Here is a 16,953-nt window from a genome sequence, read left to right as displayed (position 1 = left end):
CAAGGCTTCGAACAAAACGCCCTGAACTGGTATCGGAAGGCCCAGGAAAAAACCTGGTATGTGAACCACGCCATCATGCACCCGCCTGTTGACCGCTCAAGCCCCAGCGCAGACGGCTCGGACGTTTACGTGCGGGTCGTAAAAGAAACGGACGCCGGCATTTATGTCAGCGGCGCCAAGGTGGTGGCGACCGGCTCGGCGCTGACCCATTACACCTTTGTGGCGCACATTACCCAGGTCCCCATGAAAGACCCGAAGTTTGCGCCGGTGTTCATCGTGCCGACCGGCGCGCCCGGCGTGAAGCTATTGTGCCGCGTCTCGAACGAATATCGCGCCGCCGTGCTGGGCAGCCCCTTCGACTACCCGCTTTCAAGCCGCCTGGACGAGAACGACGCCGTTCTAGTTCTGGACAATGTCTTCGTTCCGTGGGAAGACGTGTTCATGCACAACAACGTCGACCTGTCCAACAAGTACAACACGGGGTCGGGCTACCTTGAACGCGCCTCGATGCACGGCTGCACCCGCTTTGCCGTCAAGCTCGACTTCATCGTCGGCCTGCTGGCACGCGCGCTCGAGATCACCGGCGCCGACGGTTTTCATGGCGTGCAATCAAAACTGGGCGAGGTCATTGCCTGGCGCAACACCTTCTGGGCCTTGTCTGACGCCATGGCCAAAAGCGCACAGCCCTGGAACGGCATGATCCGGCCCGACGCCCACTTCGCCGGCGCCTACCGTGTCATGAACCAACTGGCCATGCCCAAGATCAAGAACATTATCGAAGAGGTCGTTGCCAGCGGTCTTATTTACCTGAACTCGCATACCGCCGACTTTAAACAGCCTGAAATTCGCGGCTATCTGGACCGCTATCTTCGCGGCTCGGGCGGCGCCGACGCCATTGAGCGCGTCAAGGTAATGAAAGCGCTGTGGGATGCCATCGGCACCGAGTTCGGCGCGCGCCACGAACTGTACGAGATCAACTATATCGGCAGCAACGACGTGACCCGCCTGACCAACCTTTGGGCGGCTCAAGGCTCGGGCAATCTCGACAAATTCAAGGCCTTTGCCAAGTCGGCCATGGACGAGTACGACCTGGACGGCTGGACAGTCGGCGACCTGATCAACCCCGACGACGTCAGCGTAATTTCCAAGCGATAAGCAGAAGGTTTGACCATGGCTTCGTTGAACACTGCCCTTCGCCACCCGGAAAGCTCTATGTCCAGACCAGTGGATTCTGAACCGCGGTTTACCGCACGCCAGTTCCGAGACGCCATGGGGCAGTTTGCCACCGGCGTGGTCGTGATCACCGCCGAAGCGGCGGGCGATGTCCATGCCATGACGGCCAATGCTTTCATGTCGGGCTCGCTCGAGCCGCCGCTGGTGCTGGTGTCGGTGGCACGTACGGCGCGCATGCACGAAAAAATCCAGGAAACGGGTTTCTTCGGGGTCAGCGTGCTGGCCCGCCACCAGCAACATACCAGCAACCACTTTGCCGGCCGTCCCATGGTCGAAGGCAAGCCGCAGTTCGAGCAACTGGATGGTGTGCAAGTGGTGGTCGATGCAGTGATGCAGCTTTGTGCAGAACTTCGTCACTGCTACCCCTGCGGCGACCACACGCTGTTCGTGGGCGAGGTCATTGACCTGCGCCTGACGCAAGATCCGCCCGAGCCGCTACTGTTTCACAGCGGCCGCTACGGGTGTCTTTCGCATCTGGAGTAAAACAATATGGCTACCGCTATCGACGTCGCCAAGGTCATCTATGAAGTGCCCGACCTGCACCTGATGGAGCAGGTCCTGACCGATTTCGGCCTGAGCACGGTACAGAAAAGCAGTAACGCCCTGTACATGCGCGGCACGGGCGCTCAGCACCACATACACGAAACCCGCCTGGGCCCCACGCCGCGTTTTGTCGGGGCGGCCATTCAAGTTGCTTCTCGCGAAGACCTTGACGAGCTGGCCGGTCTTCCGGGCTCGTCGCCGGTAAGCGCCAATGCCGACCCCGGCGGCGGCTGGGTGGTGCATATGACCATGCCCGATGGTTTCAAGATCAGCGCCGTTTGGGGCCGCGAGCCGGCGGCTCCGCTGCCCACGCGTGCGCCCAACCCCTTCAATGCGGCACATGCCAAAGCCCGCAACAATGCGTCGATACGGGTCCAACGCGAGCCTTGCCCGGTGATGCGGCTGGGACACTTCGTGCTGCATGTATCGAATCATGACGAATCGGTCGCCTGGCTGCAACAGCGGTTTGGCTTTCTGCCCTCCGATTATTTCGCGCCCCCGGGTCAGCAGGCGCCTATCGTGGGCACCTTCCTGCGATGCAATCAAGGCAGCCGCCTGGTGGATCATCATTGCATGCTGGTTCTGCAATCAGAGACGGTCGGCGTGCACCATTCTTCGTACGAGGTGCAAGACCTCGACGCCATCATGTCGGCTCACGACTACCTTGAGGCCAAGGGGTGGACGCTTGACTGCGGCGTGGGCCGCCACTTGCTTGGCAGCCAGGTGTTCGACTACTGGAAAGACCCCTTCGGATTCCGCATCGAACACTACACCGATGGCGACGTGGTCGACGCCGACCATCAGCCTTCGCTGTTCAACGGCACGGCGGGCGAGACCACGCAGTGGGGTATGGAGCCACCGCCCGATTTCTTCGAGTAGGCACAACGCAAGCGCGAAGGCCCATGGGGCAGGCGCGCCGACCAACCTGTATAGATCAAGGCACGAACATGACAGAACAGCTCTCGGGCGCAACAGCGGCCGCCGCCTCCGGCTTGCCCCAGCACAGCCCGCTCTCGCCGCGAACGCTTCAGCAGCTAAGGCGCGTGGGGACGGCAAACGTGGCAAACGCCCTGCTCAAGCGCGGCTTTCGCAATGTGTACCTGCTGGGGGTTGCGCCGCTGCGGCCCGACCAGCCACAACTGGTCGGGCCCGCCTACACCCTGCGCTTCATGCCGGCCCGCGAAGACATCGACTCCATGGCCAACTATGGCCGAAACGACAATTTGCATCGACGCGCCATCGAGGAATGCCCCGAAGGCGCCGTGCTGGTGATCGACGCCATGGGTACCGCCAGGTCGGCCGCCATGGGCGACCTGATGGCCGCCCGGCTGCAGGTGCGCGGGGTGGCGGGCGTGGTCACCGACGGCGGCTACCGCGACGCCCCGGCTATTGCCAAGCTTGGCTTGCCCTGTTACCAGCGCCAAAGCGCGCCTCCGGCCACACCCATTGCCATGCACCCCATCGAATTGAATGGCCCGGTGGGATGCGCGGGCGTGGCCATCTACCCGGGCGACGTCATTGTGGGCGACGGCGAAGGCGTGGTCGTCATTCCCCGCGCGCTGGTCGACGACATTGCCGCCGAAGCACTTGACGCCGTCGAGTACGAAGAGTTTGCCGCCATGCATATCGCCCAAGGCAGGTCGATTCTGGGCCTTTTCCCCGCCACCGTCGAAAGCCGGCGGGAATACGACCATTGGGTGGCCCAGGGCCGCCCCCTACCAGAGGAATCACGATGAATGTCAATCAAGACTCGATGAAGTCATTAGAAGTGCTGATCAATCGCGACCAGCTCGATCCGGAAAAATGGATCGATTTCCCCGACTACGGCTTCCGCCAGTACTTTCTTTGGAAAAACGAAGAGACGGGCGCCAGCATCGCGTTGCTCGAATACGAGAAAGGCGGGCGCATACCGATCAAGCACACCCACGCCTCCAATCAGTTCATGTACTGCCTGGAGGGCGATTACGAGTACACCGATGTCGGCCTTCGCCTTACGCCCGGTTCGTTTTATATGAACCCCAAGGGCAATGCGCACGGCCCCACCATTGCGCACGAGCGCAGTGTACTCATCGAAATCTACGACGGTCCCCACTATGCCGAAAAGCCGGTGTTTCATACCGATGAAACCATCGGCGGATTCCTGCAGAAAAAACCTTGAGGTCTATGTTTATGAATCCCCTGAAAGCTGTTCAAAAAAATAAAGCCACATTTGACACGGAAAGCGCCCTAGCCAGGTTCGACCTGCAAGGCGTGCATTCGGGCACGTACCTGGCCACCCAGGGCTGGGGCCCCGTTCAAGGGCGCGCCACCTTCGATGCGGTGTGTCCCGCCGACGGTTGCATCGTTTCCAAGGTGGCGGCCTCTAACCGCGAAGAGTACGAGGCCATTATTGCCGCTGCAGTTGAAACCCAGAAAAGCTGGCGCATGGTGCCCGCGCCCCGGCGCGGCGAACTGGTGCTGCGCATCGGCCAACTGATCCAGCAGAACATGAACGAGCTGGCCGCCATCGTGGCCCTGGACACCGGCAAGTCGCTGATGGAGTGCCGCGCCGAGCTGAAGGAAAGCGCCGACATGGCCACCCTGGCCGCCGGCCAGGCCCGCATGTTGTATGGCTTTACGCAGCAGTCGCAGCGCCCTTTGCATCGCATGTACGACCAGTGGCTGCCGCTGGGCGTGGCGGGAGTCATCTCGGCCTATAACTTTCCGGCCGCTGTGTGGGCTCAGAACGGCTTTCTGGCCGCCATTGGTGGCAACACCGTCATCTGGAAGCCCAGCCCTAAAGTGCCGTTAACCGCTATCGCCGTACAAAAGCTCGCCGTGCAGGCAGAAAAAGAGCTGGAGCTGGAAGGCGTGTTCTCGCTGTTTACCCCCGACGACAACAACGTGGCCGAACTGCTGGTGCGCGACCCGCGCGTCAACCTCGTGTCGTTCACCGGCTCCACCGGCGTGGGCAAGAAAGTCGCCTCGATTGTCAGCGAAACACTGGGCCGGCGCTACATGCTTGAATGCTCGGGCAACAGCGCCGTCATCGTCGATGAAACCGCCGACCTCAAGCATGCCGCGCGCAGCCTTACCTTCAGCTCGATCGGCACCACCGGTCAGCGATGCACCAGTATGCGCCGCGTCATCGTGCACCGCTCCGTCCACGACGAGCTGGTCGAGCTGCTGGCCAAATCGTTTGCGCAGATCAAGATCGGCGACCCGCGCGAAGAAGACGCCGTGGTGGGCCCCTTGATTGACTCAGCCGCACTGGACCACTACGAGCAGACGTTGAAACGCGCCATCGAGCGGGGCGCCAAACTGGTCTACGGCGGCAAGCGCATCGACCGCCCGGGCTATTACGTGGAAGGCGCCATTCTGACCGGCGTCGACCCCAGTTGGGAATGCGCACAAGAAGAAACCTTCGCCCCCATTGTGTCGGTCATGGCTTATGACACCCTGGAGCAAGCCATGGCCATTCACAACAACGTCAGCCAGGGGCTGGCCTCGGGCATCCACAGCACCAATCTGTACAACATCGAGTACTTCCTGTCGGCGGCCGGCAGCGACTGCGGCATTGCCAAGGTCAATATGGGCACCACCGGCGCCGACGTGGGCGCGGCCTTCGGCGGCGAGAAGGGCACCGGAGGCGGGCGCACCGCCGGATCGGACTCCTGGAAAGGCTATATGCGCCGCCAGAGCGTGTGCATCAACTGGAGCCGCGAATCGCCCTGGGACAGCCGCATTGCGCTGTAACTTTAGTTTGAAATCAAGTATGGAACTGAAAACAATGAACAAGCAACGCATACAATCGCCGGCCGTCAAAGAGCCTGCGCCGCAACTTTGGTCCAACTGCATGCGCGTGGGCGACGTGGCCTATGTGTCGGGCATGACCGCCCGCGCCCCCGACGGCCAGACCATTCTGGGCGACAACGAGTACGAACAGGCCAAAGTCATTTTCCAGAAAATCAAAGACCTGGTCGTGGCCGCAGGCGGCGTCATGGACGACGTCGTCAAAATGACCATATTCGTCACCCGAATCGGCCACAACGTAAAGATCTGGGACGCCCGCAAAGAGTTCTTCACCGGCGACTTCCCCGCCTGCACGCTGGTCGAGGTCAGCTCGCTGGCCAAGCCCGAAATTTTGGTGGAGATCGAAGCCACCGCGCATATCGGCTGCAGCACCGCCAACGCCTGATCTGTTCAGTGCAGTGCTGTGCTGTGCTGCGCGACCCACGGCGGGTCGCGCAGCACCAAGGCAGCTTCCACGCCACGGTACGGGCAAGCTCAAAACGGACACGGGCGCCAACCCGACACTGCGTGAGCCCGCAGCCGGCTAATACTCGGAAGAATGCCCCGTAATCGCCACGCCCACCCGCAACAAAAAATGCGATATGTCGTCGCCCAGGCGCACCAGCCATGAATGGCGGTTTATTGTTTGTGCCGTAACCCGATTGCAGCTGTTGGCCAGCTCGTGCTCCAGAGACGCCTTGAGCTCGGCCGCGAACCCCGCGTCGCTCACGAATACGTTCGTCTCGCGCGCCAGCAGCAGACTGAACGGGTCCATATTCGACGAACCCACCATGGCGCAGTCGTCTATCACCGCCACCTTGGCGTGCAAATAGCTGGGCTGATACTCGTAGATTTCAATGCCGCCGGCCAGCACCCTTAGATACATGCTGCGGCTGGCCCGATACTGCACCGCGTATTCGGCCCGGCCCTGCAACAACAAACGCACCCGCACCCCGCGACTCGCCGCACGACGCAACGCGGCCTTTAGGCGCCGGCCCGGAAAAAAATAAGAATTTGCGATCAGGGCGTCGTGCTGCGCATTTTCAAGCGCCTGTATATAGACATTTTCGATCGTCTTGCGAAAGCGCAGGTTGTCGCGCAGCAGCACGGTGGCGCGCATGCCCGGATCAAACTGCTCCGTGCTCTGGGCCAATGCCTGAGCGCGTCGTTCGCGCCAGCCCTTGAGGCGCTGATAGAACTGCGCCCAGTCATCGCGCCGACGCCAGCCCATGCGCATCCAGAGATCGCTTTGCGCTTTGTCCAGATCTTGCACGATCGGCCCACGCACCCGCACCGCGAAATCGAAGCGGGGCTTGGGGCCCTGGCCGTCGTCGGGTACGTCTTCCAGGTCATCAATAATATTGATGCCGCCCACATACCCGATGCTGCGATCAACCACCGTAACCTTGCGATGCAGCCGCCGCAGCCGGCGCGCACTATACCGATAGCGCTTCAGCCCCCCCGGCTCAGGCCGATACACCCGTACCTGCGCCCCCATCTCTTCCAGCAGCCGCACAATTTCAGCCGCGTTCTCGAAACTGCCAAAGCCGTCGATCACTACCCGGACCTTGACGCCGCGCTGACAAGCGCCGCGCAGGTGCTCCAGCACCTTTTTGCCGGTGTCGTCCAGATTAAAAATATAGGTTTCGAGGTGCACACTGACCCGGGCCTCGTCAATATCTTTGCACAAGGCCGGAAAAAACTCGCCGCCGTTTTCAAGCAGCTGAATGCAATTGCCTTCTCGCCAAACCAGCCGAGGCTCCCTGCGCGCCATGACCACCCCGCCCAAAGCCAATGTCAGGAGCCAATTTTGCCACACATAGTTTCAGGAAATAAGGGAAGCCATTTAGCACGACGTTCAACCATCACCCACCCAAGGCGTGGGGCGGGTAGCTATTTTGGGCGACGTTGAGCGAGCCGAACGACCTGTCATTTTCGGGGATGCAAGCCCGGAACTGTTTGAGGGGCACGCTTGGCGAACCACTGGTTCGCCGCCCCGAGTTTTTCGGGCGCCCCGAAAACAAGGGGTCGTGAGGGAAGCGGCGAAGCCGCCGCAGCTCTCCGGCGCATAAAAGCGCTACCCGCCCCGCGCCGCGTTAAGAACCCAAATTCGCTGCAGCATTAAAGACACCGAAACATCAAGGCAACTCAAGCTCAGCAAAAATCGGCGAATGATCCGAAAGCTGCCGCCAGGGCATGCCATGCAGCACCCGCGCCTTGCGCACCGCAAACCCCCGCTGATAAATGCGGTCGAGCCGCAGCCACGGAAACGCGGAAGGAAACGTACGCGGCGGCGGCGTCATGCGCGCCAGCCCGTCTATGCCCAGCTCGTGCACCGGCGCAACCAGCCCCGACTTGCGGCGCCTAAACCCCCGCCCCAACTTGCGCACCGAATGACGCAGCGGCATGGAACGCACCGCCAGCCCCTGCGGCGACACCGCAAACACCTCGTACAGCCCAAGCTGCTGCACAAACAACGGCGCCAGGCGATTGGTCCAGTCGTTGAAATCGCCCGCGATGATCATGGGCGCATCAGAAGGAACCATGCGCTTGATGCGCTCAACCAGCGCCATGATCTGGCGCGTGCGCCCGCCCGCGAACAAACCCAGGTGCACCACCAGGCAATGCACCTCGGTCTCGCCCACCAAAATAGTGGCGTGCAGCAGGCCGCGTTGCTCAAGCTTGTGGTCGGAAATGTCTTGGTTTTCGTAGCGAAGGATATCGTGACGCGACAGCAACGCATTGCCGTGGTCAGTGTGCGCGTGAACTGCGTTGCAGCCGTAGCAATAATGCATGCCCAAGGCCGCGCCCAGCGATTCGTGCTGAGCATGCAGCATGCTTTCACGCTCGTTGCGGCCCTGCACCTCTTGCAGAAACAGCAGGTCGGGGTGCAGGCCATATAACCCCAAGCGCAGTTGCGACAGTGATTCTTTCGAGCCGATCGCCGACTTGCCCTTATGAATGTTGTAGCTGACGATACGCAAGATCGACATGGCCGCGCTCCGTTTGCGCTTACTTCGCCTCGGTCGGACGCAGGCGGATATGCAACTCGCGCAACTGTTTTTCGTCGACCGGCGAAGGCGCGTGCGTAAGAAGGTCTTGTGCACGCTGGGTCTTGGGAAAGGCAATGACGTCGCGAATACTTTCTGCACCCGCCATCAGGGTAACCAAGCGGTCGAGGCCAAAGGCCACACCGCCGTGGGGCGGCGCGCCGTACTGCAGGGCGTCAAGCAGGAAGCCGAATTTTTCGCGGGCCTCGTCGGCGCCGATGTTAAGCGCCTGGAACACCTTGCTTTGAACGTCGGCACGGTGGATACGCACCGAACCGCCGCCGATCTCCCAGCCGTTGAGCACAATGTCGTAGGCCTTGGCCAAAGCACGCGAAGGCTCGGTTTCCAGGAGCTCTTCGTGACCGTCTTTGGGGCTGGTGAACGGATGGTGAGCCGCAAAGTAGCGGCCTTCTTGTTCGTCGTACTCGAACATGGGGAAGTCGATGACCCACAGCGGCTGCCAGCCCGGCTCGAACAGACCGCTTTCTTTACCGAAATCGCTATGGCCGATGCGAACGCGCAGTGCGCCCATGGCGTCGTTGACCACCTTGGTCTTGTCGGCACCGAAAAAGATCAGGTCGCCGCTTTGGGCGCCGGTGCGCTCGATCAGCTTGGTCAGCGCTTCGTTGTGAATGTTTTTAACGATGGGCGACTGCAAGCCTTCGGGAATGGCTGCGGCGTCGTTGACCTTGATGTATGCCAGGCCTTTGGCACCATAGATGCCCACAAACTTGGTGTAGGCGTCGATTTCGCTGCGGGGCATCGCACCGCCGCCAGGAACGCGCAGGGCCACCACGCGGCAAGCCGGGTCGTTGGCGGGCGACGAAAACACCTTGAAGTCAACGTCGGACATCAGGTCGGAAACGTCGACGAACTCGAGCTTGACGCGCAGGTCGGGCTTGTCGGAGCCGAAGCGGCGCATGGCCTCTTCCCAGGTCATGGTCGAGAAGGATTCGGGCAGCTGCACCCCTTGCACCGCGCTGAACACATGCCGCAGCATGCCTTCGAACAATTCACGAATCTGCACTTCGTTCAGGAAGGAGGTTTCGCAGTCGATCTGGGTGAACTCGGGCTGGCGGTCGGCGCGCAGGTCTTCGTCGCGGAAGCACTTGGTAATTTGGTAGTAACGGTCAAAGCCCGACACCATCAGCATCTGCTTGAACAGCTGCGGCGACTGCGGCAGCGCGAAGAACTCGCCCGGATTGACGCGCGAGGGCACCAAGTAGTCGCGCGCGCCTTCGGGCGTGCTTTTGGTCAGCATGGGGGTTTCAATGTCGATGAAGCCCAGGCTGTCGAGATATTTGCGAACCTCGATCGAAACCCGATAGCGCAGCATCAGGTTCTGCTGCATTTGCGGACGACGCAAATCAAGCACACGGTGGGTAAGCCGGGTGGTTTCAGACAGGTTGTCGTCATCAAGCTGGAACGGAGGCGTAACCGATGCGTTCAGAATTTCGATCTCGCGGCACAGAACCTCGACCTCGCCCGAGGCCAGCTCGGCATTGCTGGTGCCTTCGGGGCGCAGGCGCACCAGGCCGGTAATGCGCACGCAGTACTCGTTGCGAATGCGTTCGGCGGTGGCAAAGGCCTCGACGTTGTCGGGGTCGACCACCACCTGTGCCAGGCCCGCGCGGTCACGCAAGTCGATAAAAATAACGCCGCCATGATCGCGGCGCCGGTGCACCCAGCCAAACAAAGTCACTGTCTGGTCTAGTTGTTCTCGACTGACCTCGCCGGTGTAGCAGGTACGCATGAAGGGTTACTCCGTTTTTTTAAAATCTGTAAGGTTCGCAGACGGGGCGGCTCGCCCGCCTGTTTTAGTCGGCGGCCGCCGGCGCGGATGTGGCCGCGGAAGGGGCCGGCGCGGCAGCAGCAGAGGCGGATGAACCGGACGACTCTGACGACCCTGAACTGGACGCGGATGCGCCCCCTGCCGACTTGCCCCCGTCGCGGAAGTCGGTGACATACCAGCCCGAGCCCTTAAGCTGGAAGCCTGCGGCGGTAACCTGCTTTACATAGGTGCTTTGGCCGCATGAAGGGCAATCGGTAAGAACGGGGTCGGACATTTTTTGCAGAACGTCTTGCGCATGACCGCAATCGCTGCATTTGTATGCATAAATAGGCACGGAAATACAAATCCCAAGAAAAAACAGTCGGACAAAACCGCCGGCTGCCGGCCTGGCGCGCGCAGACCATGCATGGCGCGGCAAAGCCTCAGCCAGCCCGCTGCTTGGCGTAGGCCGGCTGAATCAGACTGTAAAAACCAACTGGATAACGCGTGATTTTAGCTGTTTTTGCCGGTTTCGACCTAGAAAGCGCCAAGCTTCGGGCTTTTATATAAGGGCGACCGCCTTTAAATCAAGGCGCGCAGAGGGCTCGTGAAAGATTTGGCCGGGCGCGCCCGCAACGCCGCACCTTGTTCGAAACGGCTATTGTCGATTACCCGAAGAACGCCCGCCGGCTATGCGCAGCGGCGCGATCTGCAGTATTCTAAGAGGTTGTGTCGCTCTTTTTTTTCGGACTTTATCAAGCACAATGCCCAGCCCTTCGAACCTGTTTACGCAGCGGTTTTCGCAACGCGCCAAAAACATCACCAGCTCGACCATCCGCGAAATCCTCAAGGTTACCGAACGCCCCGAAATTATTTCGTTTGCGGGCGGCTTACCGGCGCCGGTGGGCTTTCCGCTGGACGAGGTCAACGCCGCGTTCGACCGGGTCTTGCAGCAAAACGGCCGTACGGCATTGCAGTACGGCCCCACCGAGGGCTACAAGCCGCTGCGCGAGTGGGTGGCGCAAGACATGCAGCGCCGCGGTGCCGAAGGCGTCAGCCTTGACGAGGTCCTTATTGTGTCCGGTTCGCAGCAAGCGCTCGACCTTCTGGGCAAGCTGTTCATCGACCCGGGCAGCCATGTGCTGGTCGAGGCGCCCAGTTATTTGGGCGCCCTGCAGTCGTTTTCGCTGTACGAGCCCAACTACATCACCGTGCCCACCGACGAAGGCGGCCTGATCCCTCAAGGCCTTACCGACGAGCGCGTGCACGACGCCCGCTTTATCTACGCCCTGCCCAATTTCCAGAACCCCACCGGCCTGACCCTGGGGCTTGAGCGACGCCAGGCCTTGGTGCAGCGCTGCGCCGAAGTGGGCCTGCCCATTGTCGAAGACGACCCTTACGGCGACCTTCGTTACGCAGGCGAAGCCCTGCCCAGCCTGCTGGCGCTTGGCCGCAAGGCCGGCGCCACCGTGGTGCGCCTGGGTTCGTTCTCGAAGGTGCTGGCCCCCGGCTTGCGCCTGGGATACATCGTTGCGCCGGCCCCCATTATCAGCAAGCTGGTGCAAATCAAGCAGGCCACCGACCTGCACACGGCCACGCTTACGCAAATGGCGGTGTACGAAACCATCAAAGACGGCTTCCTCGACCAGCACCTGCCCAACGTGGTCGATATCTACCGCCGGCAATGCGGTTATATGCTCGACGCCCTGCAGCAGCACTTTCCCGCCACTGCAAGCTGGACCCGCCCCGAAGGTGGCATGTTCATCTGGGTGACATTGCCGGCGCACATAGACGCGCACGCGCTGTTGGCGCAGGCCATCGAGCAGCACGTGGCCTTCGTGCCGGGGGCCGCGTTTTTTGCCGACGGCTGCACCGGCCACAACACGATGCGCCTAAGCTTCGTTACCGTGCCCGAAGCCCGCATTCGCGAAGGCGTGGCCATCTTGGGTCGGCTGATTGCTCAGCACGAAGCCACCGACACGGCAGACCCTGCCGGCAACCCGGCCGAATTCGCCGCGCACGCTGCTCGTCCCGCTGCGCCCAGCCCTGCCGTTTAAGCTTTCCCATGTTGTCGATGCCACCCCAGTCACCGCAGCCTAATACTCAGCCCACGAACAATCTGCCGGATCTGTCCGACATGCATCACGACGACTGGGTGGAGCGTTGGCTGCCAAAGTCGTGGGGGCCGTACGCGCGCCTGTGTCGGCTCGACCGCCCGGTAGGCACATGGCTGACCCTGCTGCCCTGCCTGGCGGCCTTGGTCCAGGCGGCCGACGGCTGGCCCACTTTGTGGCGGCTATTTATTTTTTCGTTGGGCGCCCTGCTGATGCGCGGCATCGGCTGCACCCTGAACGACATCTTCGACCGCGACCTGGACCACCAGGTGGAACGCACGCGTTTTCGCCCGCTGACCAGCGGGCAGATTACCCTGCGCAACGCCCTGTACTTTTTGCTGGGGCAGTTTGCCGTGTGCGCCTTGCTGCTGTTTGCCATCAACGAGTACAGCCGCTGGCTGGCCGTGGCGCTGGTGCCCATCGTCATTATCTACCCGCTGTGCAAGCGCTTTACCTATTGGCCGCAAATTGTGCTGGGCATCGGCTTCAACTGGGGCATGCTGATGGCGTGGTCCGATACGCAAAACTACGTGCCGCTTGCCGGCGTGGCCATGTGGGTGGGTGCCGTGCTTTGGCAAGTGGGGTACGACTCCATCTATGCCTACGTTGATGTGCGCGACGACCTGAAGGTGGGCGTTAAATCTACCGCCATGCGCTTTGGCGAGCACGGCAAACTTTGGATCAGCGGCTTTTATCTGGCCACGTTCGCGCTGTGGGTGTATGGCGGACTGGCGCTTGATCTGCACGCGGCTTATTTTGTAGTTCTGGCCATGATGGGCGCGCACTTTGTATGGCAGATGAGGGTCTTCAACCTGTCGCGCCCCGACAAAAACTTTATGTTGTTTCGCTCGAACATGGCCGTTGGCGTCATGTTTATTGTGGCGTCGCTGCTGGGCACGTTGTTATAAGCCGCCGGGCCGGCTGCCGCGCCACCCAGAATATTAATCAAACGTACCTGCTTTATTCAGCATTGCGTATCACGCTTTAAATCACCATTACAGGTAAGTATTCATGCCCAGTTATGTCGAACTGATTGCCACCGCCCTGTTTGCCATCGCCATTGTGCATACGTTTTCGGTGCCGGTGTTTGCGCGCCTGGCCAACCGCAACGGGCCGCACGCCGGCCTGTGGCATTTGCTGTCTGAAGTCGAGGCGGTGTTCGGGGTCTGGGCGTTTGTACTGATTATTATTTTCGGGCTTATTGCAGGGTTTGGCGAAGCCGTGTCGTATCTGGATACGCGCAACTTCACCGAACCGGCGTTTGTGTTTGCGATTATGGTGGTGGCCGCCAGCCGGCCCATTCTCGATCTGGTGGGCATGGTCGTACGCGTGCTCGCACGCGCCCTTCCAATGCGCAAAGAGCTTTCGACCTTTTTTGTGACGATGTCCTTCGTGCCGCTTGCCGGCTCGTTTATTACCGAGCCCGCCGCCATGACGCTTGCCGCGCTGCTGCTGCGCGATGCGTATTTTCATAAGCCCGAGCAGGTGGGCTTTAAATACCTGACGCTGGGGGTATTGTTTGTAAACATCTCCATTGGCGGGGTACTGACGGCCTACGCGGCGCCTCCGGTGCTGATGGTGGCGCAAACATTCAACTGGGATTCGGCCTATATGGCTACGCACTTTGGCTGGCGGGCGGTGGTTGCTGTCATTGTCAATGCAGTGGTGCTTACGCTGATCTGCCGCAAATATTTGTTGTCGGGCGAAATCGGACGCGGCGCCGACAAGCCGGCCGCCACGACACCGCTGGGCGTCATGGCGGTTCATGTGGCAATACTGGTGGGCATTGTTCTGGGTGCGCATCACCCTGCGGTCTTTCTGGGTCTTCTGATGATGTTCATCGGCTATGCGCATGCGTATTCACGCCATCAGAATCGGCTGATGATCAAGGAAGGCTTGATGGTGGGCTTTTTCCTGGCAGGGCTTGTGGTGCTGGGGGGACTGCAGCAGTGGTGGCTGCAAGACCTTCTTGGGGGCTTGTCGCCCACGGTGTTGTTCTGGGGCTCGACCATGCTTACTGCGGTTACGGACAATGCTGCGCTGACGTATCTGGGCTCGCTGGTGGAAGGCACGAGCGACTTATGGCGCTATATGCTGGTGGCGGGTGCGGTGACCGGCGGCGGGCTGACGGTTATCGCCAACGCGCCTAATCCGGCGGGGTTCGCGATTTTGAAGGGCTGCTTTCCTGACGGGGCAATTTCGCCGCTGAAGCTGCTTGGGGCGGCGGCGGTGCCTACGCTGGTGGCGGCGTTTATGTTCTTGCTGCCTAATGCGTTTTAAGTACTTGTCGACGCTGTTTTAGGCATTTCTTATACGCCACGATTCTTATACGCACAGGTCTTTGCGGTACGCCCGAGCTTTATGATCACCGCGCCTTTCTTGTTTAGGGGCGCTTGTAGTTAAGTTCTTCATACAGACGCGCTGCGGTATGTTCGGGCTCCGGTCGCCTCGGCTTTACGGCCAAGCGGCTTTCTTATGTGGCGCTTGTCGTTGAGTTCTTGAGCCGGGCAAGGGGCGCGGTAGGGTCTATCAGGACACATCGTGCGGCCCTTCGGGCTTCCCAAATTTTTCTTGGCCGGGCGGGCGGCGAGCAGAACTCGACCTCGTCGCTACGCTCCTCGGGACTCAAACAGGCTGTCGCCGAAAGCCCCCGCCCAACCAAGAAAAATTTGGCGCACGACGAAATGTCCTGATAGACCCTACCGCGCCCCTCGCCCTCGTGAATAGATGTGGCGTAGCGCTTTCGATACGTTGCCGTTTCCCCGCTTCCCAAAACCCCATGCAAAAAGGGGGGGCTGTGGTGTACCCAATTTCGGGCCTTCAGCGGCGCCGAATTTTTCGAGTTTGGGCGGGGGGTTTCGGCGGCAGCCTGTTTGAGCTCCGTAGCCGCGAAGCGGCTAAAGGGCGAGTTCTGCCGCCGCCCGCCCGAACTCGAAAAATTCGGGTAGTTCGGCAAAGCCGAACCGCTGCTGCGGCCCGAAATTGGGTACACCGCAGCGCCCCCGTGTTCAGAACCCAAACAAACAGCGCCCCTCAAATACCAAGCGAAACGAAAGAACTCAAACAAACAGCGCCCGTCAAATAACAAGCAAAACGAAAGAGCTCAAAGACTCGACCGAGCGCGACGAACAAAGCAACGTAAAAACTCGCTCAACGAACAATCAGCTCAGGAATCCTGCGTTTTTTTACTTTCACGACGAATCAGCCGAATCAGCCAGGAAAACAAGGTCAAGGAACAAACCAGGCCCACTGCAAACAGCAGCAGCACCACAATTTCACCCGTAGTCATTACAAGACACCGCCCAAAAGCTTGAACATACCGGTATCTTAACCGCGCCGGCACAATAAAAAACGCCCGAACACCGTTCAAGTGTTCGGGCGCGTGGCTTGCCACGATACCGCTCCTACGAAAGAAGCTTACTTCTTCGTATTGTCGAACTTCTCGCGCAGCTGGGGCGCATAACGCGGGCTGGCCTGGTCAATGGCCTGCCAGGCAGCTTCGTTGGCTTTTGTCACGAACTGCTCAGCCTGCGCAGTATCGAGCGTAATGATCTCGATGCCCGTATCGATCAGCTGCTGCTTTTCTTTAGCAGCCAAAGCATCATCTTCACCGTAGCGGTTTTCAAGCTGCTTTACCTGATCCATCAAGAAAGCGCGCTGCTCGTCATTCAGCTTCTTGTCCCACGAATTTTTGTTCATGAACACGCTGACCTCGACGTTATAAAAGCCCGGGTCAATGCGGTACTTGGTTTTTTCTTGCCAGCCAAGATCGAAAATACCCACGCTGGGCCAGCCGTAGCCGTCGACCACGCCACGCTCCAGCGCCGTGTAAACCTCGCCTGGCGGCACTTGCAGGGGCAGCGCGCCCAGCGATTGGAAGAACGTGCGGTAAACGGGCACGCTGCGCAGCTTCATGCCTTCAAACGAACCGTTCTCGGGCTTCTTGGTGGTGTAAACGTGGTACTTCAGGCCGTCGTGAATGCGGCCCAGCCAGGTCATATTGGCTTTATCGCGGTGAATCTGGTCCATCAGCTCGTAACCGCCGTTGGCACGAACCTCGGCCATGGGGGTCGAGGAAAAGCTCAGCACCAGCGCTTCGGGCACCAGGTTGGCGTGGAACACGCCAGTGGTGTTCGACATGTCAACCACCCCTGCGCGCACCGCGTTGCCCACCTCGAACGGCGGCATCGACTCGGGGCCGCCGATCAGGTTGATCTGCACAATGCCCTTGCCTTCTTCGTTGACCTTCTTGACGAACGCATCAAACTTGCGGTCGAAGAACGAGTCTTTGGCGAACACGCTGACAGCGCGCAAGGTCACTTCTGCGCTGTGTGCCGTTACGGCCATCAGACCCAGGGCGGCTCCCAGAGCAATTTTCTTGAACTGCAACTTCATGTAATGCCTCCGTTTTTACTACATCATCATCCGAGGCAGGCCTATGGCCAGCCAGGGCAGGAACAACAATAATCCC

General features: G+C 60.3%; 16 protein-coding genes. 10 read left to right on the top strand and 6 right to left on the bottom strand.

What is annotated here, in order from left to right; all coding sequences use genetic code 11:
* From VL003_RS00530 to VL003_RS00500, 7 genes are all read left to right on the top strand, one after another.
* Positions 1-1,155 (top strand): 4-hydroxyphenylacetate 3-hydroxylase family protein (locus tag VL003_RS00530; protein WP_325438502.1); only part of this gene is annotated, 1,155 nt, incomplete at its 5' end.
* Between the two features lie 57 nt (positions 1,156-1,212).
* Positions 1,213-1,716: a flavin reductase family protein gene (locus VL003_RS00525; protein WP_325438500.1), complete on the top strand. Its 504-nt coding sequence runs from the start codon at positions 1,213-1,215 to the stop codon at positions 1,714-1,716.
* A gap of 6 nt (positions 1,717-1,722) precedes the next feature.
* The gene (locus tag VL003_RS00520; protein ID WP_325438498.1) at positions 1,723-2,655 is read left to right on the top strand and encodes a VOC family protein; all 933 of its coding nucleotides are present in this window, start codon (positions 1,723-1,725) and stop codon (positions 2,653-2,655) included.
* 68 nt (positions 2,656-2,723) lie between these two features.
* The gene (locus tag VL003_RS00515; protein WP_325438496.1) at positions 2,724-3,512 is read left to right on the top strand and encodes a ribonuclease activity regulator RraA; all 789 of its coding nucleotides are present in this window, start codon (positions 2,724-2,726) and stop codon (positions 3,510-3,512) included.
* A gap of 17 nt (positions 3,513-3,529) precedes the next feature.
* Positions 3,530-3,934, top strand: a complete 405-nt coding sequence (locus tag VL003_RS00510; RefSeq protein ID WP_325438493.1) for a cupin domain-containing protein — start codon at positions 3,530-3,532, stop codon at positions 3,932-3,934.
* Positions 3,935-3,945: 11 nt separating this feature from the next.
* Positions 3,946-5,511, top strand: coding sequence for an aldehyde dehydrogenase family protein (locus VL003_RS00505; protein ID WP_325438491.1), 1,566 nt, complete (start codon positions 3,946-3,948; stop codon positions 5,509-5,511).
* A gap of 19 nt (positions 5,512-5,530) precedes the next feature.
* Entirely contained in the window at positions 5,531-5,953 is a 423-nt protein-coding gene (locus tag VL003_RS00500; RefSeq protein ID WP_325438489.1) for a RidA family protein, read from the top strand.
* Between the two features lie 138 nt (positions 5,954-6,091).
* Here VL003_RS00500 and clsB read toward each other — a convergent pair whose 3' ends face one another.
* The 4 genes from clsB to VL003_RS00480 form a co-directional block, all read right to left on the bottom strand.
* Complete coding sequence (gene clsB, locus VL003_RS00495; protein WP_325438487.1) at positions 6,092-7,321, bottom strand: cardiolipin synthase ClsB; 1,230 nt, start codon at positions 7,319-7,321, stop codon at positions 6,092-6,094.
* A 364-nt stretch (positions 7,322-7,685) separates the two neighbouring features.
* Complete coding sequence (locus tag VL003_RS00490; RefSeq protein WP_325438485.1) at positions 7,686-8,540, bottom strand: endonuclease/exonuclease/phosphatase family protein; 855 nt, start codon at positions 8,538-8,540, stop codon at positions 7,686-7,688.
* Positions 8,541-8,559: 19 nt separating this feature from the next.
* The gene (aspS, locus tag VL003_RS00485; protein ID WP_325438483.1) at positions 8,560-10,350 is read right to left on the bottom strand and encodes an aspartate--tRNA ligase; all 1,791 of its coding nucleotides are present in this window, start codon (positions 10,348-10,350) and stop codon (positions 8,560-8,562) included.
* A gap of 64 nt (positions 10,351-10,414) precedes the next feature.
* Complete coding sequence (locus VL003_RS00480) at positions 10,415-10,723, bottom strand: FmdB family zinc ribbon protein (protein WP_325438481.1); 309 nt, start codon at positions 10,721-10,723, stop codon at positions 10,415-10,417.
* Between the two features lie 409 nt (positions 10,724-11,132).
* Between VL003_RS00480 and VL003_RS00475 the strand changes: the two genes are divergently transcribed.
* From VL003_RS00475 to VL003_RS00465, 3 genes are all read left to right on the top strand, one after another.
* The gene (locus tag VL003_RS00475; protein ID WP_325438479.1) at positions 11,133-12,425 is read left to right on the top strand and encodes an aminotransferase-like domain-containing protein; all 1,293 of its coding nucleotides are present in this window, start codon (positions 11,133-11,135) and stop codon (positions 12,423-12,425) included.
* Positions 12,426-12,505: 80 nt separating this feature from the next.
* Positions 12,506-13,390: a 4-hydroxybenzoate octaprenyltransferase gene (gene ubiA / locus VL003_RS00470; RefSeq protein WP_414708205.1), complete on the top strand. Its 885-nt coding sequence runs from the start codon at positions 12,506-12,508 to the stop codon at positions 13,388-13,390.
* 103 nt (positions 13,391-13,493) lie between these two features.
* On the top strand, positions 13,494-14,762 hold the full coding sequence (locus VL003_RS00465) for a putative Na+/H+ antiporter (protein ID WP_325438477.1): 1,269 nt from the start codon (positions 13,494-13,496) through the stop codon (positions 14,760-14,762).
* 886 nt (positions 14,763-15,648) lie between these two features.
* On the opposite strand, the gene VL003_RS00460 is transcribed toward VL003_RS00465, so the two are convergent.
* Entirely contained in the window at positions 15,649-15,771 is a 123-nt protein-coding gene (locus VL003_RS00460; protein WP_325438475.1) for a hypothetical protein, read from the bottom strand.
* Positions 15,772-15,899: 128 nt separating this feature from the next.
* On the bottom strand, positions 15,900-16,877 hold the full coding sequence (gene dctP, locus VL003_RS00455; RefSeq protein ID WP_325438473.1) for a TRAP transporter substrate-binding protein DctP: 978 nt from the start codon (positions 16,875-16,877) through the stop codon (positions 15,900-15,902).
* Between the last annotated feature and the right edge of the window lie 76 nt (positions 16,878-16,953).

Origin of the sequence: Pusillimonas sp. (assembly GCF_035515275.1) — a bacterium.
In the GTDB taxonomy this organism is placed as follows: Bacteria; Pseudomonadota; Gammaproteobacteria; order Burkholderiales; family Burkholderiaceae_B; genus Pusillimonas.
This window is presented reverse-complemented; position numbering and strand designations above follow the sequence as displayed.